At 67.9% G+C, this 20,758-nt stretch carries 24 protein-coding genes, 2 tRNA genes, 1 pseudogene and 1 riboswitch; of the genes and pseudogenes, 12 read left to right on the top strand and 15 right to left on the bottom strand.

Annotated features, from left to right (window positions below; translation table 11 throughout):
* Nucleotides 1–275 (top strand): annotated as a pseudogene (locus F3H57_RS16405) (hypothetical protein); the annotation flags it as partial.
* A 69-nt stretch (nt 276–344) separates the two neighbouring features.
* On the opposite strand, the gene F3H57_RS22305 reads toward F3H57_RS16405, so the two are convergent.
* From F3H57_RS22305 to F3H57_RS16435, 6 genes are all read right to left on the bottom strand, one after another.
* The gene (locus F3H57_RS22305) at nt 345–773 is read right to left on the bottom strand and encodes a hypothetical protein (protein WP_188129721.1); all 429 of its coding nucleotides are present in this window, start codon (nt 771–773) and stop codon (nt 345–347) included.
* Nucleotides 774–1,250: 477 nt separating this feature from the next.
* On the bottom strand, nt 1,251–1,733 hold the full coding sequence (locus F3H57_RS16415) for a YciE/YciF ferroxidase family protein (RefSeq protein WP_149757023.1): 483 nt from the start codon (nt 1,731–1,733) through the stop codon (nt 1,251–1,253).
* Between the two features lie 176 nt (nt 1,734–1,909).
* A complete protein-coding gene (locus tag F3H57_RS16420) occupies nt 1,910–4,111 on the bottom strand; it encodes a pyrroloquinoline quinone-dependent dehydrogenase (RefSeq protein WP_149757025.1) in 2,202 nt (733 codons plus the stop codon).
* Nucleotides 4,108–4,467: a hypothetical protein gene (locus F3H57_RS16425; RefSeq protein WP_149757027.1), complete on the bottom strand. Its 360-nt coding sequence runs from the start codon at nt 4,465–4,467 to the stop codon at nt 4,108–4,110. The genes F3H57_RS16420 and F3H57_RS16425 overlap by 4 nt, the downstream gene beginning before the upstream one ends.
* Nucleotides 4,468–4,564: 97 nt before the next feature.
* Nucleotides 4,565–5,221, bottom strand: a complete 657-nt coding sequence (locus tag F3H57_RS16430; protein WP_394349842.1) for a winged helix-turn-helix domain-containing protein — start codon at nt 5,219–5,221, stop codon at nt 4,565–4,567.
* 19 nt (nt 5,222–5,240) lie between these two features.
* The gene (locus F3H57_RS16435) at nt 5,241–5,528 is read right to left on the bottom strand and encodes a hypothetical protein (protein WP_149757031.1); all 288 of its coding nucleotides are present in this window, start codon (nt 5,526–5,528) and stop codon (nt 5,241–5,243) included.
* Nucleotides 5,529–5,675: 147 nt separating this feature from the next.
* On the opposite strand from F3H57_RS16435, the gene F3H57_RS16440 reads away from it, so the two are divergent.
* The 3 genes from F3H57_RS16440 to F3H57_RS16450 all read left to right on the top strand — a co-directional run bounded on the left by F3H57_RS16440 (nt 5,676) and on the right by F3H57_RS16450 (nt 8,668).
* Entirely contained in the window at nt 5,676–6,299 is a 624-nt protein-coding gene (locus F3H57_RS16440) for a ribonuclease HII (protein ID WP_149757033.1), read from the top strand.
* A gap of 101 nt (nt 6,300–6,400) precedes the next feature.
* Nucleotides 6,401–7,501, top strand: coding sequence for a site-specific DNA-methyltransferase (locus F3H57_RS16445; RefSeq protein ID WP_149757263.1), 1,101 nt, complete (start codon nt 6,401–6,403; stop codon nt 7,499–7,501).
* Between the two features lie 288 nt (nt 7,502–7,789).
* On the top strand, nt 7,790–8,668 hold the full coding sequence (locus F3H57_RS16450; RefSeq protein WP_149757035.1) for a DMT family transporter: 879 nt from the start codon (nt 7,790–7,792) through the stop codon (nt 8,666–8,668).
* Between the two features lie 34 nt (nt 8,669–8,702).
* Here the strand turns inward: F3H57_RS16450 and F3H57_RS16455 are convergent.
* Nucleotides 8,703–8,786 (bottom strand) — tRNA-Tyr (locus tag F3H57_RS16455).
* Between the two features lie 157 nt (nt 8,787–8,943).
* Between F3H57_RS16455 and rlmB the strand changes: the two genes are divergently transcribed.
* Nucleotides 8,944–9,723, top strand: a complete 780-nt coding sequence (gene rlmB, locus F3H57_RS16460) for a 23S rRNA (guanosine(2251)-2'-O)-methyltransferase RlmB (RefSeq protein ID WP_149757037.1) — start codon at nt 8,944–8,946, stop codon at nt 9,721–9,723.
* 6 nt (nt 9,724–9,729) lie between these two features.
* Here the strand turns inward: rlmB and nusB are convergent, their stop codons facing one another.
* The 6 genes from nusB to F3H57_RS16490 all read right to left on the bottom strand — a co-directional run bounded on the left by nusB (nt 9,730) and on the right by F3H57_RS16490 (nt 14,622).
* A complete protein-coding gene (nusB, locus tag F3H57_RS16465) occupies nt 9,730–10,218 on the bottom strand; it encodes a transcription antitermination factor NusB (RefSeq protein ID WP_149757039.1) in 489 nt (162 codons plus the stop codon).
* The gene (locus F3H57_RS16470) at nt 10,215–10,766 is read right to left on the bottom strand and encodes a 6,7-dimethyl-8-ribityllumazine synthase (RefSeq protein ID WP_149757041.1); all 552 of its coding nucleotides are present in this window, start codon (nt 10,764–10,766) and stop codon (nt 10,215–10,217) included. The genes nusB and F3H57_RS16470 overlap by 4 nt, the downstream gene beginning before the upstream one ends.
* On the bottom strand, nt 10,766–11,893 hold the full coding sequence (gene ribB, locus F3H57_RS16475) for a 3,4-dihydroxy-2-butanone-4-phosphate synthase (protein ID WP_149757043.1): 1,128 nt from the start codon (nt 11,891–11,893) through the stop codon (nt 10,766–10,768). Before ribB ends, F3H57_RS16470 begins: the two co-directional genes overlap by 1 nt.
* Nucleotides 11,894–11,958: 65 nt before the next feature.
* Nucleotides 11,959–12,198: a hypothetical protein gene (locus F3H57_RS16480; RefSeq protein WP_149757045.1), complete on the bottom strand. Its 240-nt coding sequence runs from the start codon at nt 12,196–12,198 to the stop codon at nt 11,959–11,961.
* 322 nt (nt 12,199–12,520) lie between these two features.
* Entirely contained in the window at nt 12,521–13,273 is a 753-nt protein-coding gene (locus F3H57_RS16485; RefSeq protein ID WP_149757046.1) for a COG3904 family protein, read from the bottom strand.
* Entirely contained in the window at nt 13,270–14,622 is a 1,353-nt protein-coding gene (locus F3H57_RS16490) for a hypothetical protein (RefSeq protein ID WP_149757048.1), read from the bottom strand. The genes F3H57_RS16485 and F3H57_RS16490 overlap by 4 nt, the downstream gene beginning before the upstream one ends.
* A gap of 113 nt (nt 14,623–14,735) precedes the next feature.
* Here F3H57_RS16490 and F3H57_RS16495 point away from each other — a divergent pair, with 113 nt between their 5' ends.
* Nucleotides 14,736–15,203, top strand: a complete 468-nt coding sequence (locus F3H57_RS16495) for an MmcB family DNA repair protein (protein ID WP_149757050.1) — start codon at nt 14,736–14,738, stop codon at nt 15,201–15,203.
* On the opposite strand, the gene F3H57_RS16500 is transcribed toward F3H57_RS16495, so the two are convergent.
* Nucleotides 15,181–15,381, bottom strand: coding sequence for a DUF6324 family protein (locus F3H57_RS16500; protein WP_149757052.1), 201 nt, complete (start codon nt 15,379–15,381; stop codon nt 15,181–15,183). The genes F3H57_RS16495 and F3H57_RS16500 overlap by 23 nt on opposite strands.
* Before the next feature lie 114 nt (nt 15,382–15,495).
* Between F3H57_RS16500 and F3H57_RS16505 the strand changes: the two genes are divergently transcribed.
* From F3H57_RS16505 to gltX, 3 genes are all read left to right on the top strand, one after another.
* Nucleotides 15,496–15,975 (top strand): GNAT family N-acetyltransferase, encoded by a 480-nt coding sequence (locus F3H57_RS16505; protein ID WP_149757054.1) that lies wholly within the window; start codon nt 15,496–15,498, stop codon nt 15,973–15,975.
* Between the two features lie 54 nt (nt 15,976–16,029).
* Nucleotides 16,030–16,106 (top strand) — tRNA-His (locus F3H57_RS16510).
* Nucleotides 16,107–16,191: 85 nt separating this feature from the next.
* Nucleotides 16,192–17,529, top strand: a complete 1,338-nt coding sequence (gene gltX / locus F3H57_RS16515; RefSeq protein WP_149757056.1) for a glutamate--tRNA ligase — start codon at nt 16,192–16,194, stop codon at nt 17,527–17,529.
* Between the two features lie 51 nt (nt 17,530–17,580).
* Here gltX and F3H57_RS16520 read toward each other — a convergent pair whose 3' ends face one another.
* Nucleotides 17,581–18,045, bottom strand: coding sequence for a gamma-glutamylcyclotransferase (locus F3H57_RS16520; RefSeq protein ID WP_223163111.1), 465 nt, complete (start codon nt 18,043–18,045; stop codon nt 17,581–17,583).
* Between the two features lie 198 nt (nt 18,046–18,243).
* On the opposite strand from F3H57_RS16520, the gene F3H57_RS16525 reads away from it, so the two are divergent.
* The 3 genes from F3H57_RS16525 (at nt 18,244) to gcvH (ending at nt 20,686) form a co-directional block, all read left to right on the top strand.
* Nucleotides 18,244–18,747 (top strand): RrF2 family transcriptional regulator, encoded by a 504-nt coding sequence (locus F3H57_RS16525; RefSeq protein WP_149757060.1) that lies wholly within the window; start codon nt 18,244–18,246, stop codon nt 18,745–18,747.
* Nucleotides 18,748–18,767: 20 nt separating this feature from the next.
* A riboswitch (glycine riboswitch) is annotated at nt 18,768–18,857 on the top strand.
* Between the two features lie 175 nt (nt 18,858–19,032).
* Nucleotides 19,033–20,286, top strand: a complete 1,254-nt coding sequence (gene gcvT, locus F3H57_RS16530; protein ID WP_149757062.1) for a glycine cleavage system aminomethyltransferase GcvT — start codon at nt 19,033–19,035, stop codon at nt 20,284–20,286.
* A gap of 37 nt (nt 20,287–20,323) precedes the next feature.
* Nucleotides 20,324–20,686, top strand: coding sequence for a glycine cleavage system protein GcvH (gcvH, locus tag F3H57_RS16535; protein ID WP_149757063.1), 363 nt, complete (start codon nt 20,324–20,326; stop codon nt 20,684–20,686).
* Nucleotides 20,687–20,758: the final 72 nt, after the last annotated feature.

Raw genomic sequence — 20,758 nt, forward strand, 5'->3', positions numbered from 1 at the left:
GCCAGGAACGAGGCGCTGCGCGCAACGAAATACCTCGGCCGCGCCATCTGACGAAAGTGGAGCGGGTACCACCGCCGAAGCCGCGCCGAGACGAAACCTCTCGTGACATTGCTGCGCAATGCACTGCCGGTCAATGGATGCATTGCGTAAAGCTGCTGGGTCAGAGCCTGATGGCACGCGATTTCGATCGTCAGGTTGCAGAACTCCAGGTCCGCGCCGCCGTACTCAACGGCTACACCGCGCTCGGCATACCTGTCACAGAGCCCATGGGATAAGTGCGTCTGGGGAAAGGGGAGGTCCGCACTTCACGTTCTTTGCGCAACAAAGCCGCGCCGATGGTACAATCAAACCCGCCTGCCGACGTTCTTTGTTGATGGCCCTGACGTGCCCGCAGGCGCGTCCCGCCGCTGGATCAGGGCCAGACCGAAGCTGTCACTGGCTTGCGTAAGCCTTCTCTTATTCGTGCCTGTCACGGTGCAGGCCCGAGCGAAGCCGGACGGCCCGGATTCATAGACGACATGCTTGATCCGGCAGCGAAGGCCGGAAAGCTGCGCGGCAAGAGCATCTTCCCCTGCCGGACAGGTCCACGTCTCGACCGGACCATCCTGCGGATTAAAGAGCGCGACCGAGTAGGTCTTCTTGTGAACGTCAAGCGCGGCGACTCGGCTGCCGCGATGAAGCGTGTGATGCGCGATGCCCTCTTGACCATGCTGAACCTCCCGAGGCTGAAGAACCCCAGCATCGCAGCCCGCAAGCGCAACGCCGTCCAGCATAGTATTTTTGGCTCTGACCGTTGGGGCTAGGCACTGCCCGTCCGGCACCTTTGGTGCGCAACAGGTGCACTTCGTCTGGCCCTGTTGGTACTGTGTTGCCGATCCCGGACGCGGGCGGGGCCGAAACGGCGAAGGCCCCGGCGGAACCGCCGGGGCCTTGCTTTCGAGTACCTCGAACTGTCGGGATTCAGCGCGGCTTGCGCGCATGGTCCCAGACGATCGCGCCGCCCGAGACGAGCGCGAAGCCGATGATGGCGACGGTGATGATTTCGACGAACATGGGCGGTGTTCCTGTAGTGCGGGTGGGCGTTGCGGTGACAGGGGGCATATAGGGATCGAGTTGACGAAACCCGACTCTCAAAGCGTCTCTTCGATGTCCGAAAACGACCTCTGGGCCGATTTATTTCCGACAATTCGAGCGGCCTGGCCGGATCGGCCAAGCGCGCGCCGGCCCGAGGGTCGACGCGCGGGGGCAGCTTACGCCGCTTCCTTGTTGATCTCGGTCTTGCCGAGCTTCGACAGCTTCTGGTCGGCCGCGTATTCCTGTTGCAGGTTGCGGTTCAGCAGCTCCGCGATCTCGGGATGGCCGAGCTGCTTGGCCCAGGCGACGAGCGTGCCGTAGCGGGTGATCTCGTAATGCTCCACGGCCTGTGCGGCCGCGATCATGCCGGCGTCGCGCGTCTCTCCCGATTCCGCTTCGTCCATGATCTCGGAGCCTTCCTCGAGGATGCCCTCGATCGCCTCGCAGGTGACGCCCTTGACCTTGAGCCCGAGGCTCTCGAACGCCTTCTTGAGGTTCTCGATCTGCTCTTCGGTCTCTTCCTGGTGCTCCTCGAAGGCAGCCCGCAGATCGTCGTCGGTCGCCTTGCGGGCCATCTTGGGCAGGGTCTTCAGGATCTGCTTCTCGGCATAGTAGATGTCGCGCAGGAAGTGTTCGAAAAGTCCGCTGAGGTCTTTCATGTCAGTCTCCTTATCGCGTCCGGCGGGGCACCGTGCCGCCGCCATGCGAGCCGGAAACAGGTGGCGCGGTGCTTCGTTCCGGCGTCGGGAGACCGATTGAATTATAGCAATCGCCCCTGCATCGGCGGGAACATGCAGGGCGGCCCCGCGCGGCGTACGCGGAGCCGCCCGGATCGTCACTCCGGCAGGGCGTAGACGGCGATCTGGTCACCGACCTGCGGTTTGAGGATCGTGTTGCCGCCGCCGATGAAGGCGACGTATTGTCGGCCCTCGTGCTCGTAGACGGCCGGGTTGGACACTGACGGCGCCTCGACGGTGTCTTCCCACAGCTCCTCGCCGGTCTCGATGTCGAAGGCGCGCACCTTGGCGTCCATGGTCGAGCCGATGAACACCACACCGCCCGCCGTGACCGCCGGGCCGCCGATTGTGGGCGAGCCCATGCTCTCGGGCATGTAGAAGCCGAACTTCTGCGACGATCCCAGCGGCTCGCGCCAGTTGACGTCGCCGGTCTTCATGTCGATGGAGACAAGCTCGCCGTAGGGCGGCTTCCAGCAGGGCATGCCGAGCCAGTTCATCGCCACCTGCAGCGACATCCCGTAGGGTGCGCCGATCTGCGGGTAGTAGCCCGCCTCGTTGCCCGAACCGCCCTGGATCTCGTCGAATTCCTCGCGGGTATAGAGCTGGATGTACTGCGCGATGTGCGAGGTGTTGACGATCGCGGTCTGGCTCTCGGGATCGAACGCGACGCCGCCCCATTGCACACCGCCGGCGCTGTCGGGGAAGGTGTAGACGCCTTCACCCTCGGTCGTGGGCGGGGTGTACATGCCTTCGTACCAAAGGTCGTCGAAGAGGCGGGAGCACTGTCCGAAGCCGACAAGATCGGCGAGCCACCAGACATCCGCCTTCTCGGCCTGGTCGAGCAGGGGCGCGGGTTTGGTCGGGAAGGGCTGGGTCTCGGCGTATACCTCGCCCTCGACGGTACCGTCGCCGGTGGGCACTTCGCGTTCCTCGATGGGCCACACGTCCTCGCCGGTTTCGCGGTTCACCACGAAGAGGAACCCCATCTTTGTCGCCTGCATCAGCGCCGGGATCTCTTCGCCGTCGACGGTGATGTCCATGAGCGTGGGGGCGGAGTTGGTGTCGTAGTCCCAGATGTCGTGATGCACCCACTGGCGCGACCACTCGACCTCCCCGGTCTCCAGGTCGACGGCGGTGGTCGAGGTGGCGAGAGGGATCTCCTGCGTGCGGTTGCCGCCCCAGTAATTCGGGGAGGGGGAGGCCACCGGCAGGTAGACCATGCCCAGTTCCTCGTCGACGGACATCGCCGTCCAGACGTTCGCGGTGCCGGTCTCCTGGCGGATGTCTTCGGGGATCGTGTCGACCGCCCATTGAAGCTCCCCGGTTTGCGGATCGACGGAAAAGACCGATCCCGGCGGTGCCTCGGCGTATTTCCAGTCATTGCCGGCCCAGCCGATGATGACGTGGTTGCCCGCGACCGTCGGTGGTTGCAGCAGCGAGAACGGCCACTTGTTGTTGGTGTCGTTCCACTGGTTCACGTCAAGCGCGCCGTTGTCGCCGAAATCCGAGCAGAGTTCGCCGGTATCGGCATCCATCGCGAAGAGCCGCGCGTCCATCGTGCCGAGATAGATGATCTTCTGGCAGGTTTCGCCCTCGACCGGGTTTTCCGCTTCCCAGTATGACACGCCGCGGTTCTTGAGCGCCGGCTGGGTCAGCGCCTCGAGCCGGCTTTCGCTGTCGAAGCTCCAGACTTCCTCGCCGGTGGCGGGGTCGAGCGCGAGGACGCGGTAGAAGGGCGTGCCGATGTAGAGCAAGCCGTTGGCGTAGACCGGCGTGGCCGACCAGACGGTCGTGGGCAGATCGCCCGATCCGTCCGATACGTCGCCGGTATGCACTTCCCAGACCTTTTCGAGATCGCCGACATTGTCGGGCGTGATCTGGTCAAGCGGGGAATATTTCTGCGCCGAGAGCTGCCCGTGGAAGCTGTTCCAGGTGGGTTCTTCGGGGACCAGCGGGACGGGCGTGCGCTGCGTGGCCTGTGCGCCCTGTCCGGTGGCCGAGCCGTCGCCGGTGGCCTCTGCGTCCTCGGTGCCGGCCCCGGTTTCCGCTTGCGGGGCCTCTTGGCCCTCGGTGTCCTCATCCGGGGCCGATGGTTCTTCGGGGTTTTCGCCTTGCGTGCCGTCCTCCGACGTGGAGGTGTCGCCGGACTCTCCGGCGGTCGTGTCGCCTTCGGCGCCGTCGCCTTGTCCGGTGTACTGACCGGAGCCCTCGTCCGTGCCGGTGTCCTGCGCCAGCAGGGGCAGGGGGGCGGTGCTGATGGTCAGAGCGGCGGCGAGGGTGAGCGTGCCTGTACGGATCATGTCGCGGCTCCTTGTTCCTTGCGGACCGGGCCGATGCCGTCGAGGACGATGCCGACCAGCGCGACGATCATCGCCACGACGATCCACCAGCCATGCAGGAAAGCGGCGGCGATGGCGGTGCCGATGATGCCCAGGATGGTCAGCCAGCGCCAGACGGGGTGGCCCGTCGTGGCAATCAGGATTGCGCCGAGCGCAACGAGGAGCGCGGCCACCACGACGATCAGCGCGCCGATCGTGCCGGTCACGCCGGTCAGGGGCGTCAGGTAGAGGTAAAGGGCGAGGCCGGCGCCGGCGAGCGCGGCGAGGGCCGTCACCGTGGCCCCGAGGGGCGAGCGACGTTTTCGGGTATGGGCCATTCGAAATTCCTTCTGTTCCCTATTCGGGAATGGTCGAAGGCCCGCGATGTTCCCGGAAAATGGCGGGTTCCCGCCGATTGCATGACTGTGATCGGTCTCAGACGACCTCTATCACGCCCTTGTCGACGGCCAGCACGTAGCCGCGCCGCGCGATCGTCTTGACGATCAGTTCCGACACGAGCTGGTTGCCGAGACCGTCGCGCAGGCGCTTCACGCGGGTCGCGCCGGAAGCTTCCTCGCAATCCGCCTCGGGCCGGCCGGTGATCATCGCCTCGATCTGCGCACCGGTCAGCATCTCGTCGTCGAGCCGCGCCTCGGCAAGGATCGCCAGCGTCTCCATCATCGCCTCGGTGAGCTTGAAACCCATCGTGTTGAGATAGACGGTATTCTCTTCCCGGCTGACGATGAGTGACGACACCTCGATGCCCGAGCGCTCGATCTCCGCCATGCGGCGGTTGAGCGTGACCAGCATCACCAGGAACACCAGCGCGGCGATCATCAGCGCGGTGGCGAAGACCAAAAGCACGAAGATCGCCATCCGGTAGGAGGCGAGCGTTTCGGAGAATGCGGTGCCCGACTGGGCGAGGATCTCAAGCAGCGTGACCTCGGCCGCGCCGGTGAGGGTGTCGTTCTCGACGAAGATCCGCTCCACCCGGTCGTTGAAGGCGCCCGCCTCCGGCAGGGTCAGGAGCAGCCACGCGCCCGCGCCGAGAAGCAGCAGGACGATGGCGGCGATCCCGCCGGTGACGATCAGGGAGCCCGAGCGGCGGGCCTCAGTAGCGAAGGAAGTTCTGGCCGGCACTGTCGCGTCTTTCCTCGAGCCCGCTTTCGTCGAACACCGATACCACGTTGAGAAGCGTCCATCCCGCCTGCGCGAGGCGCGGCGCCAGTTCCTGCCGCGCCGCGGCCCGGCCGCATTCGCCGCCTATCTCGGCCACACCGTAATGCAGGCGCAAGGGGGACTCGCGCTTGGCCTTGTAGTCCGCGTAGCACGCGGCCCGTGCGGCGCCGGGGACCAGGATCGGCACGAGAAGCGCCAGGATGAGCAGGTATCGGATCATGACCCCTTGATGCGCAGCAGCGCGCTGAAAGGCAATGACCGGGTGGCGGCGCCGGGCGGTTATCGCATGACCGCGTCGTGGGTGGACTGGCCCCCGCCCCCCCGGTCGCGGTAGACCGTCGCACGGGACAACGGTGAAACGGACGGTATGGACGACAGTCACGAACGGGCGTTGATCACGCGCGGGGCGCGCAGTGTCGCGGGTGTCGACGAGGTCGGGCGCGGGCCGCTTGCCGGCCCGGTGGTGGCGGCGGCGGTGCTCTACGATCCGGCGACGCTGCCCGAGGGGCTGCGCGACTCCAAGGTGTTGACGCCCAAGCGGCGCGAGGTCCTGGCCGAGGCGCTGCGCGGCGTCTGCGCCTTCGGGGTCGGCATCGCCTCGGTCGAGGAGATCGACGAGGTGAACATCCTGCGTGCCTCGCACCTGGCGATGATGCGGGCGGTCGCGGCGCTGCCCGAGCCGCCGGGCCATCTGCTGATCGACGGGCGCGACGTGCCCCGCACCTGCACGCTTCCGGCCACCCCGCTGATCGGCGGCGACGGGCTGTCGGTGTCGGTCGCGGCGGCCAGCATTCTGGCCAAAGTTGCGCGCGATGCGCTCATGCGGGATTTGGCGCAACACTTCCCAGGTTACGGCTGGGAGACAAACATGGGCTATCCGTCACAAAGCCACAGATCGGCGCTCCGAAATCTGGGGGTGACCCCTCACCATAGGCGCAGCTTCCGGCCCGTGCGCAATATCTTGTATCAAGGCGATTTGCCAAGTTCCTGATTCAAAAATGGAATTGACGACGAATCGCCTTTGACTCATCCTTCTGTCCAAGCAAGACGCGCCCGTCAGAGGCGCCGCGAACGAGGCAGAGAATGACGAAGATGGACCGGCTCAAGAGCGCCCAGGCGCTCCCTCTCAACACGATTCTGGCCGGCGACTGCGTCGCCGGGATGGCCGCGCTTCCCGCGGCCTCGGTCGACCTGATCTTCGCGGATCCGCCGTATAACCTGCAACTCAGGGGTGACCTGCACCGGCCTGACAACAGCCGGGTCGATGCCGTCGACGACGACTGGGACCGGTTCGAGGGCTTTTCGAGCTACGATGCCTTCACCCGTGCCTGGCTGAAGGAGGCGCGGCGCGTCCTCAAGCCGGACGGTGCGATCTGGGTGATCGGATCGTACCACAACATCTTCCGCGTCGGCGCGGCGCTCCAGGACGAAGGCTACTGGATCCTCAACGACGTGGTGTGGCGCAAGTCCAACCCCATGCCCAATTTCCGCGGCAAGCGCTTCACCAACGCGCACGAGACGCTGATCTGGGCTTCGCGCAGCGAAGGTGCGCGCTACCAGTTCAACTACGAGGCGCTGAAGGCGCTGAACGAGGGTATCCAGATGCGTTCGGACTGGGTGCTGCCGATCTGCACGGGGGGCGAGCGTCTGAAGGACGCCGCCGGCGATAAGGCGCATCCGACGCAGAAGCCGATCAGCCTGCTGCACCGGGTTCTGGTGGGCTGTTCCAAGCCCGGGGACGTGATCCTCGATCCGTTCTTCGGGACGGGGACGACGGGCGCGGTGGCCAAGATGCTGGGCCGCGACTGGATCGGCATCGAGCGCGAGGCGAAGTACCGCGAGGTCGCCGAGGCGCGCATCGCCAAGATTGCCAAGTTCGACAAGGCGGCGCTGGAGGTCACCCGCGCCAAGCGCGCCGAGCCGCGCGTGCCCTTCGGCACGCTGATCGAGCGCGGCATGCTGCGTCCGGGCGAGACGCTTGTGTCGGCCACGGGCAAGAGCGCTCGGGTGCGCGCCGACGGCACGCTCGTCGGGCTCGACGTGACCGGATCGATCCACCAGGTCGGCGCGGCGCTCGAGGGGGCCCCGTCCTGCAACGGCTGGACCTACTGGCATTTCACCAAGGACGGCGCCCAGGTGCCGATCGACGTGCTGCGCCAGCAGATCCGCGCGGAGATGCGCGAGAGCGGCTGAGCCCCGAGACTTCAGGACTTCATGGTTACCGCCAGCGCCCGCGGATCTCCGCAGGGCGCCACTGGCCCCGCCTGCCTGGCAGGCGGGGTCCTTTTCGTTCCCGGCCGTTGTGCAGGGTGGCTGGGGTTGGAGCGAGGGGCCAGCCCCTCGCGCTCCCCGGGATACTTATGGGCAGATGAAAACCAGGGGCCGGATCGGAAAGGGGGCGGTTTCCGGGGTGGCGATCGTCTTGACCCCGGGGCGCGGGCGCGGTCTTGTGCGCGCCACTGCGCCGGGCCGGGAGACATCATGGACATTCGCGCCAGCCTCATGGGCTTCGCCTTCGCGGCGATGTGGTCGTCGGCCTTCACCTCGGCGCGGATCATCGTCACCGCCGCGCCGCCGCTGTCGGCGCTGGCGCTGCGTTTCCTCATATCCGGGCTGATCGCCGTGGCGCTGGCGCGCGCGCTTGGGCAGAGCTGGCAGCTGACGCGGCCACAATGGCGCGCGACGATCGTCTTCGGGATCTGCCAGAACGCCCTTTATCTCGGGCTCAATTTTGTCGCGATGCAGAGCGTCGAGGCATCGCTCGCGGCGATCATCGCGTCGACCATGCCGCTTATGGTCGCCTTCGCGGGCTGGGCGATCTTCGGAGAGCGGCTGCCCGTGATGGGCGTGCTCGGGCTGGTGGCCGGCGTGGCGGGGGTGAGCGTGATCATGGGCGCGCGGCTGTCCGGTGGCATGGACCCGGTGGGCGTGGCGCTCTGCGTCGTCGGTTCTGCCTCTCTCGCCGCGGCGACCCTGTCGCTCCGGCAGGCCAGTTCGGGTGGCAACATGCTCATGGTCGTGGGGCTGCAGATGCTGGTGGGGGCGGCCGTGCTCGCGGTGCCGGCGGGCTTCGAGACGCATGTGGTGGAGCCGTCCTGGGCGCTGTTCTGGGCCTTCCTTTACACCACGCTGGTGCCGGGGCTGGCGGCGACGCTGGTGTGGTTCTGGCTGGTGGACCGGATCGGCGCGGTACGGGCCGCGACCTTCCACTTCCTCAACCCGTTCTTCGGTGTGGCGATCGCGGCGGTCCTGCTGGGCGAGGCGCTCGGCCCGCTCGATGCCATTGGCGTGGCGATCATCGCGGGGGGTATCCTCGCGGTGCAGCTTGCCCGGGCGCGGGTGCGCCGGGCCGCGGTCTGAACGCGGAGCCATCTTGCGAAATCGGGGTGGAGAGTGGTGGGCGACCCTGGAATCGAACCAGGCGTGGGTCTCCCCGGCGGATTTACAGTCCGCTGCCGCACCTTGCAGCGCGTCGCCCACGGCGGCGAAAAGGCAAGGCCCCGCGCCGACGTGACGGCGGACATACAAGCGGCCCCCGAGGGGGTCAACAGGAAATTCCCCGGCGCTGCGACCTGTCCGGCTTGTATCGCGGCGCGGGCGGTGCGAAGGCATCGAGAGGCCGCGCGGAGAGAGCGATGAAGAAGCCCGACTGGGTGATCCGGAAGGAACAGGCGGCGCGCGCCGGCGCGCGCGAGACGCTGTGGCTGTTCGGGCTGCACGCGGTGCGGGACGCGCTTGCCAATCCGCGCCGGGAGCGGCTGCGCCTGATCGTGACGGAGAACGCGCGGGCGAAGCTTGCAGACGTCATCGGGGCGGCAGGGATGGAGCCGGAAATCAGCGATCCGCGCCGGTTTGCCGCGCCGCTCGATCCGGGGTCGGTGCATCAGGGGGCAGCGCTCGAGGTGCGTCCCCTCGACTGGGGATCGCTGGACGAGGTGGCGATCTCTGGCGAAGGCGCGGCGCCGGTTGTGGTTCTACTCGACCGGGTGAGCGATCCGCATAACGTCGGGGCGATCCTGCGCTCGGCGGAGGTGTTCGGGGCGCGCGCGGTGATCGGCACGCGGCACCATTCAGCGCCCGAGACCGGCGCGCTCGCCAAGACAGCGAGCGGCGCGCTGGAGCGCCAGCCCTACCTGCGCGAGCGCAACCTGTCGGACGCGATGACGCGGCTGAAGGACATGGGATTCGTGCTGCTCGGCCTCGACGGGGAGGCGGACACGACGCTCGAACAGGCGCTGTCGGATGCATCGGATCGGCCCGTGGGGCTCGTGCTCGGGGCGGAGGGGCCGGGTCTGCGGCCAAAGACGAAGGCGACCTGCGACCGGCTGGTGCGGATCGACTTTCCCGGCGCGTTCGGCTCGCTCAACGTGTCGAACGCCGCGGCGGTGGCGCTTTACGCCGCTTCGCGGCGCTGACGGCGCTCAGAACGCGTCGGGGCGCGCCTCCCGCGCCATGTGGTCGAGGACGGCGTTGACGAAGCGCGGCTCGCGCCCATCGGGGTAGAACGCTTTCGCGATCTCCACGTATTCCACGATGATGACCTTGGGCGGCGTCTTGGTGGCGACGAATTCCGCCCCGGCGGCGCGGAAGAGCGCGCGCAGCGTCGGGTCGATCCGGTCGATCGGCCACTTGGCCACCAGCGCCCGGTCCGTCATCTGGTCGACGCGCGCCTGCCAGTTCACCGCCTCGTCGATGACCATGCGGAAATGGTCGATGTCGCCGTCGATCATCTCCTCGCCCTCTTCGAGCTCCAGCCCGAAGCGGTGCGCCAGGAATTCCTCGCGCACCTGATCGGAGGAGAGCGACGAATGCTCCATCTGGAACAGCGCCTGCACCGCGTGCAGCCGCGCGGCGGAGCGGCGCAGCTTCTTCAGTTCGCGGGCGTCGGGCTGGGCGGGGTCTGCGGTCATGTCGTCTGGGGGTCCTCGGGCTGGCCGGCGATGCGGTATTCCTCGCGCGCGGGCACGAAGCCGATGCCCTTGCGCGAAGCGCCCCACTTGCGCGAAAGCGCGAGCAGATGCAAGGCCGCCGCGGCTGCGCCGCCGCCCTTGTTCTGACCGTCCGGATCGGCCCGGACCTCGGCCTGGCCCATGTTCTCCACCGTCAGGATGCCGTTGCCGATGCACAGGCCCTGCAGGCCGAGCAGAGTCAGCCCGCGGGAGCTGTCGTTGCACACGGTTTCGTAATGCGTGGTCTCGCCGCGGATCACGCATCCGAGCGCGACATAGGCGTCGAAATCGGACATCCGCCCGGCGATGCCGATGGCGCTCGGGATCTCCAGCGCGCCGGGGACTTCGGCGGTGTCGTACCAGCCGCCCGACGCCTCGATCTCGGCCCGGGCGCCGGCGATCAGCGCATCGGCGATGGCGCGGTAGTAGGGCGCGACCACGATCAGGACCTTGGGGCCCTCCTCGAAGGTGGGGCGGGGCAGCGTGTAATGTTCCGTGGCGGAGGCCATCAGCCGAGCTCCGATATCTTGCGGGTGCCGACGATCTCGAGCCCGTAGGCCTCGAGGCCCACGACCTTGGGGGTCGGCGAATTGGTGAGAAGGGTGAGCTTCGAGAGCCCCAGCGAGGACAGGATCTGCGCGCCGAGCCCGTATTGCCGAAGCGTCTTGGGACTGACGCTGTCCGGCACGTCGAGTTTCATCGCGGTGTCACGCAGAAGCACCACGACGCCGCGGCCCTCGGCCTCCACCGCGCGCATGCAATCGCGGAACTCGTCGGCGCGGCCCGCGGGGCCGGTGCCGACGACATCGAGCATCGGGTCCATGGCGTGCATCCGCACCAGTACCGGATCGTCGCCCGACACGTCGCCCTTGGTCAGCACGATGTGTTCGTCCCCGTGGGTGGTGTCGGAATAGATCCGCATCCGCCACGTGCCGCCGAACTCGGAGGTGATCGTTTCTTCCTTCTGGACGCGGACGAGGTTGTCGTGCCGACGGCGGTAGCCGATGAGGTCCGAGATCGTGCCGATCTTGATGCCGTGTCGCTGCGCGAAGCCGATAAGCTCCGGCAGGCGGGCCATGGAACCGTCCTCGTTCATGATCTCGCAGATCACGCCGGCGGCGTTGAGACCGGCGAGCCGGGCGATATCGACCGCGGCTTCGGTGTGGCCCGCGCGAACCAGAACGCCGCCGTCCTTGGCGCGCAGCGGGAAGACATGGCCGGGCGTGGCGATGTCCTGCGGTCCCTTGGAGCTGTCGATCGCCACCTGGATCGTGCGCGCGCGGTCGGCGGCGGAGATGCCGGTCGTCACGCCCTCGCGCGCCTCGATCGACACGGTGAACGCGGTCTCGTGGCGCGAGGAATTGTTCGACGACATGAGCGTCAGGCCAAGCTCTTCGATCCGGTCTGTTGTCATCGCAAGGCAGATCAGTCCGCGCCCGTGCGTGGCCATGAAGTTGATCACGTCGGGTGTGGCCCATTGGGCCGGGATCACGAGGTCGCCCTCGTTCTCGCGGTCCTCGTGGTCGACGAGGATCACCATGCGCCCGTTGCGCGCGTCCTCGAGGATGTCCTCCACGCCCGAGATGGCGTCGTGCCATTCGTTCTCGACCGGGCCGGGGTTCTCGTAATCGGTCATGCGCGCATCCTTTCCGCCTGCGGGGGCGAAATAAGCCACGCGGGCGCCGATGACCAGAGCCGGGGTCAGCCTTCGGAAAACAGGCGGGCGGAGAGGTCGCGGTGCAGATCGCCCCGGGGTGCGGCCGGTGGCAGGTCATGGGCGAGCCCGCCGAGCCAGCCGGCCCAGGCGCGCACCTCGCGTCGCAGGGCCGTATCGTGGACGAGCCGGAGGGCGACGCGTCGCTCCTCCTCCGGCGGCAGCAGGCGCAGCACGAATTCCGCGGCAAGCACCGTCGGATCTGGCTGGGCCGTGCTGTCCTGCATGGGTGATGGCCTTCCACGTCGCCTCGGCCGGTCCGGGGCGCGCGCAAGGAATGCCTCGACCCGGCGTGACTGGATCGAATACACGCGATCGGGAGCGGCGGGGTTTCAACGAAGAAGGCGGCGGGACCACCGCAACCGTGAGGTTATCTCATTCCCGAGGACCTGTATATACAGGTGGGCGCCAGGTAACCAGACCACGGCCTGGACAGAGCCAGCTCCCTCGGAATTGCTTAAGGCCACCGGAATGCAACCGTTTCACGGGAAGGGCAGAACCCGCCTGCGAACACAGCTAAGCGCGGCGCGGAGGTCTGGCAAGGGGCGGTCACTCGTCCGGCGTCACGAAATTGTAGCGCTCCAGTTCCTCTTGCATCAGGACGTAGATTTCGTCCGGCGGTGTGGCGAGCGCATGGGTCATCACCATCGGGTCGATCCCCATGTCCGACAGGTAGGCCATGACCTCGCCCTGGCCGCGCTGGATGTCCTCCACCGCGAAGCGGGCGGGCAGGAGGGAGTTCTCGCCGAAATAGTGCTGGTGGACGCCGACGGCGGCGTCGTCTGCGATCTCGCGCGGTGTGCCGCCGGCCAGGATGTAGGGGCAGGCGGAGAAACAAGATTCGCCTGCCAGCATCCGCGTGCCGATCCCCTCTTGGCGCAGGTGCCGACCGAGTTGCAGCGCATCCGTGACCGATCCGCCGGGGGAATGCAGCACAAGCGTTTCGGGCGCCGGGCTGACCTCGCCGAGGCGGGTGGCGATGCGCTCCGCGTCACCTTCCGATATCCCGCCCTCGAGCCGGTAGGTGCCGCAGTCGATTCGCGTCAGGGTCAGCCGTTCCGGCAGGTCTTGGGTGGTCTGGCCGGGCCGGGTTCCGGGAGCGAGGCGGGCGGGGTCGTAGACGCGGCGCTGGTCTCCGGGTCGCACGGGTTCGGTCAGCGCCGGCGCGCTTGGCCCGAAGCCCGGCAGCCGCAGACCGCCGGGCCGCGCGCCGATATCGCCGAGGACCAGAAGCGCGCCGAGACCCATCTGCACCGCCAGAACGCTCTTGAGCGTACGCCCGATGTTGCGCGCATCGCTCATGGCCGACCGCCGGTGAACGGCTTGACCTCCGATACAGGGCGGGCCGGCGCATCCGGCTGCTCGGGCGAGGCGGGCGTCTCGGGCTGCGGCTCGGGCACGGGCGGCGCGACGGCGGGCCGGTCGAGCGCACCGGTTGCCGTCTCCATGTCGCGCACCGCCGAGAGCGCGGCGCGCAGCTCGGCCAGGGTCAGTGTGTCCTCCACCCCGGCGCCGTCGCGGCCAGACCGGATCGCGGCTTGCGTGACGGCCAGGATGAACACCAGCACCGCCGGCAGAAGGTCGATGGCGATGGCCCCCGCCCAGGACGGCACGAAGTTGCGGGCATAGAGGATCACCGCGTCGGCCGAGGAGATCGGCGTATAGGTCACTTCCTGCGCCGGGGCCATCTCCTGCACCGCCTGGGCCGCGCGTTCGAGCGTCTGCGCGCGCGAGGCGAGCACGTCGAGCACCGAGGAGATCGTCGCCTGCTGGCTGCCGCGACTGGCTTCGGTGGAGCCATCAAGCTCGGGCAGGACGACCGAGGCGGCGAGGTCCTGCGCCGCGCGCTCCACGAGCGTCGCGACCGAGAGTTGCCGGAGCCGGGTGATCAGGCCCTGAAGCTGCACCGCGGCCTCGGAGAACTCGACGGAGCGGGGCGCGATCGGCCCCTGTTCCACGGTCAGCGCGCGCATCCGCGACAGGATCGAATTGCCCTCCGCGAAGGTCTGGTCCACGAGCGGGGTCTGGCTGGCGATCTGGTCCTCGAGCGCGGCGAGTTCCTCGGATTTCTGCGTCAGCACACGGAAGACGGCGCCGCGGCCGGCGAGGCCCGAAAGGGTGCCCGCGGCCTCCTGTTCGGAGAGGTCCTGAAAACTTTGCCGGACGCGCGCCACGTCGCGTTCGAGCGCCTGGCCCGACAGCGCGACCTCGTGCGCGCGTTCGAGGCTGGTCTGGTAGTCCTGCACCGTCGTCGCGAGGTGCTGCTCGACCGCCGCCGACCCGGCGAGCGCGGCGGCGTTCAGCCAGGACGACATCGCCACGATGGCCAGCGAGCCGACGCCCATCGCCGCGAAAAGTCCCGCCCGCGCGCCGGAGGATCTGACTGCGGGGAAGAGGCGCAGCAGGTAGGACCAGAAGACGAAGATGCCGACCGACACGGCGGTCGAATAGGCGATGGCGGCGAAGACCGACATCGCGCCGTTGTCCTCCAGCAGGGAGGACACGCCGAGATAGGTGTAGATGCCCGAGGCGACGGCCAGCACCCCGAGCGCGGTGCCCGAGAAGGTGTCGAGCCAGCTCACATGACCTTCGAGCTCGCGCGCATAGCGCACGCCGCGCGCCTCGGCCTGGGTCAGACGCTCATCACTCATTGGCCCCCTCCGTCGGACATTCGTCCAAGGTAGGCGATGCGCGGCGAAGCGCAATCGGGGCCGCGCAAACGTGAGGGGTTGCCTGTGTTCTTATATTGTTCTTAATTCGGGGCATGGTAGCCGAATCCGACACCCTGATGATGCCCGGTCAGCTTCTGGCCCGCGGCACGGCGCGGCACCTTGCCGGCGCACTCGGCTTTGCGGTGGTCGAGGAATTCGTGCCCGAGCGCGGCAAGCGCGTCGACGTCATGGCGCTCGGCCCCAAGGGCGAGATCTGGGTGGTGGAGTGCAAGTCGAGCCGGGCCGATTTCATGTCGGACGGCAAGTGGGAAGGCTATCTCGACTGGTGCGACCGCTATTTCTGGGCGGTGGACCAGGCGTTTCCGACCGAGCTTCTGCCCGAGGAGACCGGTCTGATCGTGGCCGACGCCTATGACGCGGAGATTCTCCGCATGGCGCCGGAGCATCGGCTGGCCGGCGCGCGGCGCAACGCGCTGATCCGCAAGTTCGCCTTCCACGCCGCCCGGCGGGCGCAGGCGGCGCGCGATCCGGATGCGGTCAGCGCCTGGACTTCGGTTTGATGCGGGCGGCGGCGTCGGCCGCGGCAGAGATTTCCTCGGCGATCTCGCGGGCCTCGTCGGGCGAGAAGTCCATCGGGATCTCGGCCCCGTCGCCGGAGATGTAGAGGCGCACCATGCCCTGGTCGGTGGGGCCGATCTGCAGGTTCGCCTCGATGTCGCGTTCGGTGTTGATACTCATGGCCCCGGCCTTTCGTGCAGCTCATCCGCCCTTGCGGGCGTCTTCGCCCGTCATCCGGCGGAGGTACGGCCGGGGGCGTTGAAAATCAAGAAGCGGCGTGGCTCTGTACCGTGCATGAATGTCGACCTTCGCCCCTTCACCCACGCCGATGCCGACTGGCTGGTCGCCGCGCACGCCGACCTTTACGCGGCCGAGGCGGGGTTCGATGCCGGTTTCGGCGCGCTCGTGGGCGAGGTCGTCGCGGCGTTCCTGCGCGATCACGACCCGGCCTGCGAACGTGGCTGGATCGCCTGGCAGAGCGATGCGCGGCTGGGCAGCATATTCTGCGTGCGGGCCGCGCCGGAGGTCGCGCGGCTGCGGCTTTTCCTGCTGATGCCGGAGGCGCGGGGGCAGGGCGTCGGCCGCCGGATGCTGGAGACCTGCATGGGCTTCACGCGCGATCGCGGCTACGCGCGGCTGATCCTGGACACGCACGAGAGCCACCGGGCGGCCTGCGCGCTCTACCGCCGGGCGGGATTCACCTGCCTGTCCTCCCGGCCCGTCCGCAGCTTCGGGCAGAACCTCGTGCAGCAGCGGTTCGAGATCGCACTCTGACGCCGCGAGCGGGGTTGCAACCGCCGCGCCGAGGCGCTATCTCGCGCACCCAGTGCCGCCTTAGCTCAGTAGGTTAGAGCGCTAGATTGTGGATCTAGAGGTCCCCCGTTCGAGCCGGGGAGGCGGTACCATCCCCCACACGCACACATTCGGGCGATATGGACATCGCGGGCGCACTGTGCTTGGACCCGCAGCGCAGCCGAGGAGCCCTGTGAGATGACCACCACCCGCTTCGCGCCGTCGCCCACCGGCCATATCCACGTGGGCAACCTGCGCACCGCGCTCTTCAACTTCCTGATCGCGAAGAAGGCTGGCGGGGAGTTCATCCTGCGCATCGACGACACCGACCCCGAGCGGTCGAAGGAAGAATACGTCGACGGCATCAAGCGCGACCTCGAATGGCTGGGCCTGCATTGGGACCGGCTGGAGCGGCAGTCGCTCCGGCTCGACCGTTACGCCGCCGCCGCCGACGCGCTGCGCGACAAGGGCCGGTTCTACGAGGCGTTCGAGTCGCCGACGGAACTCGACCTCAAGCGCAAGAAGCAGCTCAACATGGGACGCCCGCCGGTCTACGACCGCGCGGCGCTGGCGCTGTCCGAGGGTGACAAGGCGGCGCTGCGGGCCGAACGCGGCGACGGGCACTGGCGCTTCAAGCTCGATCACGAACGCATCGTCTGGCAGGACGGCATCCTCGGCGAGATCTCCATCGACGCGGCCAGCGTGTCGGACCCGGTGCTGATCCGCGGCGACGGGCAGGTGCTCTATACGCTCGCCTCGGTGGTTGACGACACCGAGATGGGGGTGACGCACGTGGTGCGCGGCTCGGATCACGTCACCAACACCGCGACGCAGATCCAGATCATGGCGGCGCTGGGCCACGATCATCCGATTTTCGCGCACCATTCGCTGCTGACCGGGCCGCAGGGCGAGGGGCTGTCGAAGCGCCTGGGGTCGCTCGCTCTCAAGGATCTGCGCGCGGACGGGGTGGAGCCGGAGGCGCTCCTGTCGCTGATGGCGCGGCTCGGGTCGAGCCAGCCGGTGGAGCTGCGCGCCTCCCTCGACGAGATCGCCGAGGGGTTCGATCCGTCGCAGTTCGGCTCGGCGCCGACGAAGTTCGACGTGAACGACCTCTATCCGTTGACCGCGCGCAAGCTGCACGCGCTGCCCTACGCGGCGGTGGCCGAGGACATCCGCGCGCTGGGCGTGCCGGACGACCGGGCGGAGCTGTTCTGGAGCGTCACGCGCGAGAACATCACCACGCGGCACGACCTGGCCGCCTGGTGGCGGATGTTCAGCGAAGGGGCGGAGCCGAAGATCGCCGACGAGGACCGGGAGTTCGTGACCGAGGCGATGGCGCTTCTGCCCGAGGCGCCGTGGACGCGCGACACCTGGGGCGAATGGACCGCGGCGGTAAAGGACAAGACCGGGCGCAAGGGCAAGGGGCTGTTCATGCCGCTGCGCCGCGCGGTCACGGGGCAGGACCGGGGGCCGGAGATGGCCGACGTGATGCCGCTGATGCAGCGAATTCCGGCGCGGGATCTCGCCCGGGGCTAGGTCATGTCGCGGGGCGGATGCAGCGCCTGCCAGTCTCGCGCACGAACCGTCTCATGGGCGGCGCGGAACCCTGCCGCGTGCGGCGAGCGCGGCGTCGACCCTGTCGCGCGTGTCCGGCGCCAGAGGCTGCGCCCTAGGATAGAGCGGCTCCGCCCGGTCGTCGAGAAAAGGCACCTCCCAGCCGTCCGTCGTCTCGAGAAAACGGTCGAGCCCGCTTTCCCCGAAGACGTCGAGATAGCCCTGCGCGACCACGTCGAGATAGCTCAGCAGCACCGGCGCGGCGTCATGCGGCGCCATCGAGCGCGATTCGGGCACGGCATAGAGCGCAACCGCTCCCGGCCCGGGCGCAGAGTCGCGCGAAGCCCGGGTTGCCTGCGACACATCGTGCCGATCATAGAACGCCTCGCGCGTGTTGAGCGTATCCCACTCCTCCGGCGCAACCGCGGCGATCAGCCCGTCGATGACCCCTTCGGGATCTGGAATTGCGGTCAGAAAGGCCAGATCGCGGCCCGGCAATGCCCGCCAGGCTCTTCGCCAGCCCGATAATTTCGCGGGGTATATCGGATGATTGGAATGTGTCCGGCAATCGACGAGACTGCCATAGCCGAAAAAATAAGCGTATCCGGACAATGGTGACAGGTTACCTTTATGTGCTATACCCATTCGGGTTCATCACGGTGAGGGGGCCGTGGGGCGAGTTGTGAGGTCATCGGAATGAGAATAACGAAACGCGCGAACATCGCGATGCGAGTGCTGATGTATTGCGCGTCCCATCCCGATCTTCGGATCACCAAGACGTCGATTGCCGAGGCATGCAATGCATCTGAGCATCATCTGGGCCAGATCGTCAATCAACTGGCGCAGATGGGATATCTGAAGACATGGCGGCGCCGCTACGGGGGCATCGCGCTTGGCCGGCCGGCCGACCAGATACAGCTTGGCGCTGTCTTCCGGGAATTCGAATCCGGGGTGCCGATCGCCGAGTGCTTCGCGATCGAGACCAACACATGCCCGCTCGTGGATGCCTGCCGTCTGCGCCCGGCGCTGGCCCTTGCCGGGCAGGCTTTCTACCAGGTGCTCGACTCGGTCACGCTCGACGCGCTGATCCATGGCAACCACGGTCTGCGCACGCTCTTCGCGGCAACCGAGACCGGCGGCGCCACGCCCTCACTCCGCAATCGGGGCGATAAGGGCGGCCGGCAGGTTGCCACCGGCTGAGCGCTGCTCTAACGTCCGGCTCGACCGCGATGGGAGAACCGGCGCCCTTGCCGGTGCCGAAGGAGCAACCGCCCCGGAAACTCTCAGGCCAGACGGACCGTCGCGGCTGCACGACTCTGGAGAGAGGTGCGGGCATGGCCCCGCACCCGCCGAAGGGATAACGATCTCAGGCGGAAGGACAGAGGGGGCGTTGGGACGGCGGGCGCATGGCGCGCGGGCCGTCCGGGAACGCCCTGCGGCGGCCTGCCGGGCCGTGCGCGGGCCAGGCGCGAGAGGACCGGGGATATGGCCGAGACCGGCGACGACCGATATGCACATCTGGAAACGCGCGACATCTGCGGCTGCGGTGTCCCGCACGGGCCCGGAGAGCATCACCACCACCCTCCGCAACAGCAGCAGGCCGCGGCGGAGGAGGAGGAGGGCGGGCTGAAGCGCACGCCCCTCCATGCGCTGCACGAGGAACTGGGCGCGAAGATGGTGGAATTCGCCGGCTACGAGATGCCGGTGCAGTATCCGATGGGCGTGAAGGACGAGCACCTGCACACCCGCGCGCGGGCCGGGCTGTTCGATGTCAGCCACATGGGCCAGGTGATCCTGCGCGCCCGCGCGGTCGATGTCGCCGCAAGGCTCGAGGCACTCGTTCCGGCGGATATCGTGGGGCTGACGGAGGGGCGCCAGCGCTACGCCGTCCTGACCAACGACGAGGGCGGGATCGAGGACGACCTAATGGTCGCCAATCGCGGCGATCACCTTTTCCTCGTGGTCAACGCCGCCCGGAAAGAGGCCGACATCGCCCTTCTGCGCGCGGGGCTGGAGCCCGACGTGACCGTGAAGGTGCTGGAGAACCGCGCGCTTCTTGCGCTGCAGGGGCCGGCGGCGGAAGGTGTGCTCGCGGCGCTCGCGCCCGAAATCGCAGAGATGCGCTTCATGGACGTGGCGACCGTGGAATTAGAGGGGGCGGAGGCCTGGATCTCGCGCTCGGGCTATACCGGCGAGGACGGGTTCGAGATCTCGGTCCCCGCGGCGGCGGCCGAGGGGCTGGCGCGCAAGTTCCTGAGCTACGAGGACGTCGCGCCCATCGGTCTCGGCGCGCGGGACTCGCTGCGGCTCGAGGCGGGGCTCTGCCTTTACGGTCACGACATCGGCGAAGACACCTCGCCGGTGGAGGCGGCGCTTTCCTGGTCGATCGGCAAGGCGCGCCGGTCGAGCGGCGCGCGCGCGGGCGGATTTCCCGGCGCCGGGCGGATCCTGAGGGAACTCGCCGAAGCCGGGCCGCGTATGCGTGTCGGTTTGAAGCCGCAGGAGCGGGCGCCGATGCGCGAGGGCGTGGAATTGTACGCCGCCGAGGATGGCGAGAGCCCGGTCGGCCGGGTCACCTCGGGCGGGTTCGGCCCGAGCGTTGGTGGCCCTGTCGCGATGGGGTACGTCCCGGCCGCGATGGCGGCGCCGGGCACCGTCCTTTACGGCGAATTGCGAGGCAAGCGACGGCCGGTGGAGGTCGCGCGACTGCCCTTTGTCGCACCCGGGTTCAAACGCTGAAACCCCCGAACACAGGTCCAGCAGGAGACGACAGGACATGAAGTTTACCGAAGAACACGAATGGCTGAAGCCCGAGGACGACAACATTGTCACGGTGGGCATCACCGCCCACGCGGCCGAGCAGCTGGGGGACGTGGTGTTCATCGAACTGCCCGACGTCGGCACCACGGTGTCGAAGGATGACGAGGTGGTGGTGATCGAAAGCGTCAAGGCCGCCTCCGACATCCTCGCGCCGGTCGACGGCGAGATCGTCGAGGTCAACGACGCGATCGTCGAGGACCCGTCGAAGGTGAACGACGACCCCGAGGGCGACGCGTGGTTCTTCAAGGTGCAGATCGAGGATCTCTCTGCGCTCGACGATTACATGGACGAGGCGGCCTACAAGGAATTCATCGGCTAGGCCGACGTGCTCCGCCGGGTCGCGGTGGGTGAAGCGCCCTCCCTGCAAGATGCGGCGGAGATGGGGCGCAGG

The organism is Roseivivax sediminis, assembly GCF_900112685.1.
GTDB lineage: Bacteria > Pseudomonadota > Alphaproteobacteria > Rhodobacterales > Rhodobacteraceae > Roseivivax > Roseivivax sediminis.

Excerpts from the sequence above, each read along its gene's own strand:
- F3H57_RS22305 (WP_188129721.1), bottom strand. The coding sequence starts at position 773 with ATGCTGGACGGCGTTGCGCTTGCGGGCTGCGATGCTGGGGTTCTTCAG.
- F3H57_RS16415 (WP_149757023.1), bottom strand. The coding sequence starts at position 1,733 with ATGAAAGACCTCAGCGGACTTTTCGAACACTTCCTGCGCGACATCTAC.
- F3H57_RS16420 (WP_149757025.1), bottom strand. The coding sequence starts at position 4,111 with ATGATCCGTACAGGCACGCTCACCCTCGCCGCCGCTCTGACCATCAGC.
- F3H57_RS16425 (WP_149757027.1), bottom strand. The coding sequence starts at position 4,467 with ATGGCCCATACCCGAAAACGTCGCTCGCCCCTCGGGGCCACGGTGACG.
- F3H57_RS16435 (WP_149757031.1), bottom strand. The coding sequence starts at position 5,528 with ATGATCCGATACCTGCTCATCCTGGCGCTTCTCGTGCCGATCCTGGTC.
- F3H57_RS16440 (WP_149757033.1), top strand. The coding sequence starts at position 5,676 with ATGGACGACAGTCACGAACGGGCGTTGATCACGCGCGGGGCGCGCAGT.
- F3H57_RS16445 (WP_149757263.1), top strand. The coding sequence starts at position 6,401 with ATGGACCGGCTCAAGAGCGCCCAGGCGCTCCCTCTCAACACGATTCTG.
- F3H57_RS16450 (WP_149757035.1), top strand. The coding sequence starts at position 7,790 with ATGGACATTCGCGCCAGCCTCATGGGCTTCGCCTTCGCGGCGATGTGG.
- rlmB (WP_149757037.1), top strand. The coding sequence starts at position 8,944 with ATGAAGAAGCCCGACTGGGTGATCCGGAAGGAACAGGCGGCGCGCGCC.
- nusB (WP_149757039.1), bottom strand. The coding sequence starts at position 10,218 with ATGACCGCAGACCCCGCCCAGCCCGACGCCCGCGAACTGAAGAAGCTG.
- F3H57_RS16470 (WP_149757041.1), bottom strand. The coding sequence starts at position 10,766 with ATGGCCTCCGCCACGGAACATTACACGCTGCCCCGCCCCACCTTCGAG.
- ribB (WP_149757043.1), bottom strand. The coding sequence starts at position 11,893 with ATGACCGATTACGAGAACCCCGGCCCGGTCGAGAACGAATGGCACGAC.
- F3H57_RS16480 (WP_149757045.1), bottom strand. The coding sequence starts at position 12,198 with ATGCAGGACAGCACGGCCCAGCCAGATCCGACGGTGCTTGCCGCGGAA.
- F3H57_RS16485 (WP_149757046.1), bottom strand. The coding sequence starts at position 13,273 with ATGAGCGATGCGCGCAACATCGGGCGTACGCTCAAGAGCGTTCTGGCG.
- F3H57_RS16490 (WP_149757048.1), bottom strand. The coding sequence starts at position 14,622 with ATGAGTGATGAGCGTCTGACCCAGGCCGAGGCGCGCGGCGTGCGCTAT.
- F3H57_RS16495 (WP_149757050.1), top strand. The coding sequence starts at position 14,736 with ATGGTAGCCGAATCCGACACCCTGATGATGCCCGGTCAGCTTCTGGCC.
- F3H57_RS16500 (WP_149757052.1), bottom strand. The coding sequence starts at position 15,381 with ATGAGTATCAACACCGAACGCGACATCGAGGCGAACCTGCAGATCGGC.
- F3H57_RS16505 (WP_149757054.1), top strand. The coding sequence starts at position 15,496 with ATGAATGTCGACCTTCGCCCCTTCACCCACGCCGATGCCGACTGGCTG.
- gltX (WP_149757056.1), top strand. The coding sequence starts at position 16,192 with ATGACCACCACCCGCTTCGCGCCGTCGCCCACCGGCCATATCCACGTG.
- F3H57_RS16525 (WP_149757060.1), top strand. The coding sequence starts at position 18,244 with ATGAGAATAACGAAACGCGCGAACATCGCGATGCGAGTGCTGATGTAT.
- gcvT (WP_149757062.1), top strand. The coding sequence starts at position 19,033 with ATGGCCGAGACCGGCGACGACCGATATGCACATCTGGAAACGCGCGAC.
- gcvH (WP_149757063.1), top strand. The coding sequence starts at position 20,324 with ATGAAGTTTACCGAAGAACACGAATGGCTGAAGCCCGAGGACGACAAC.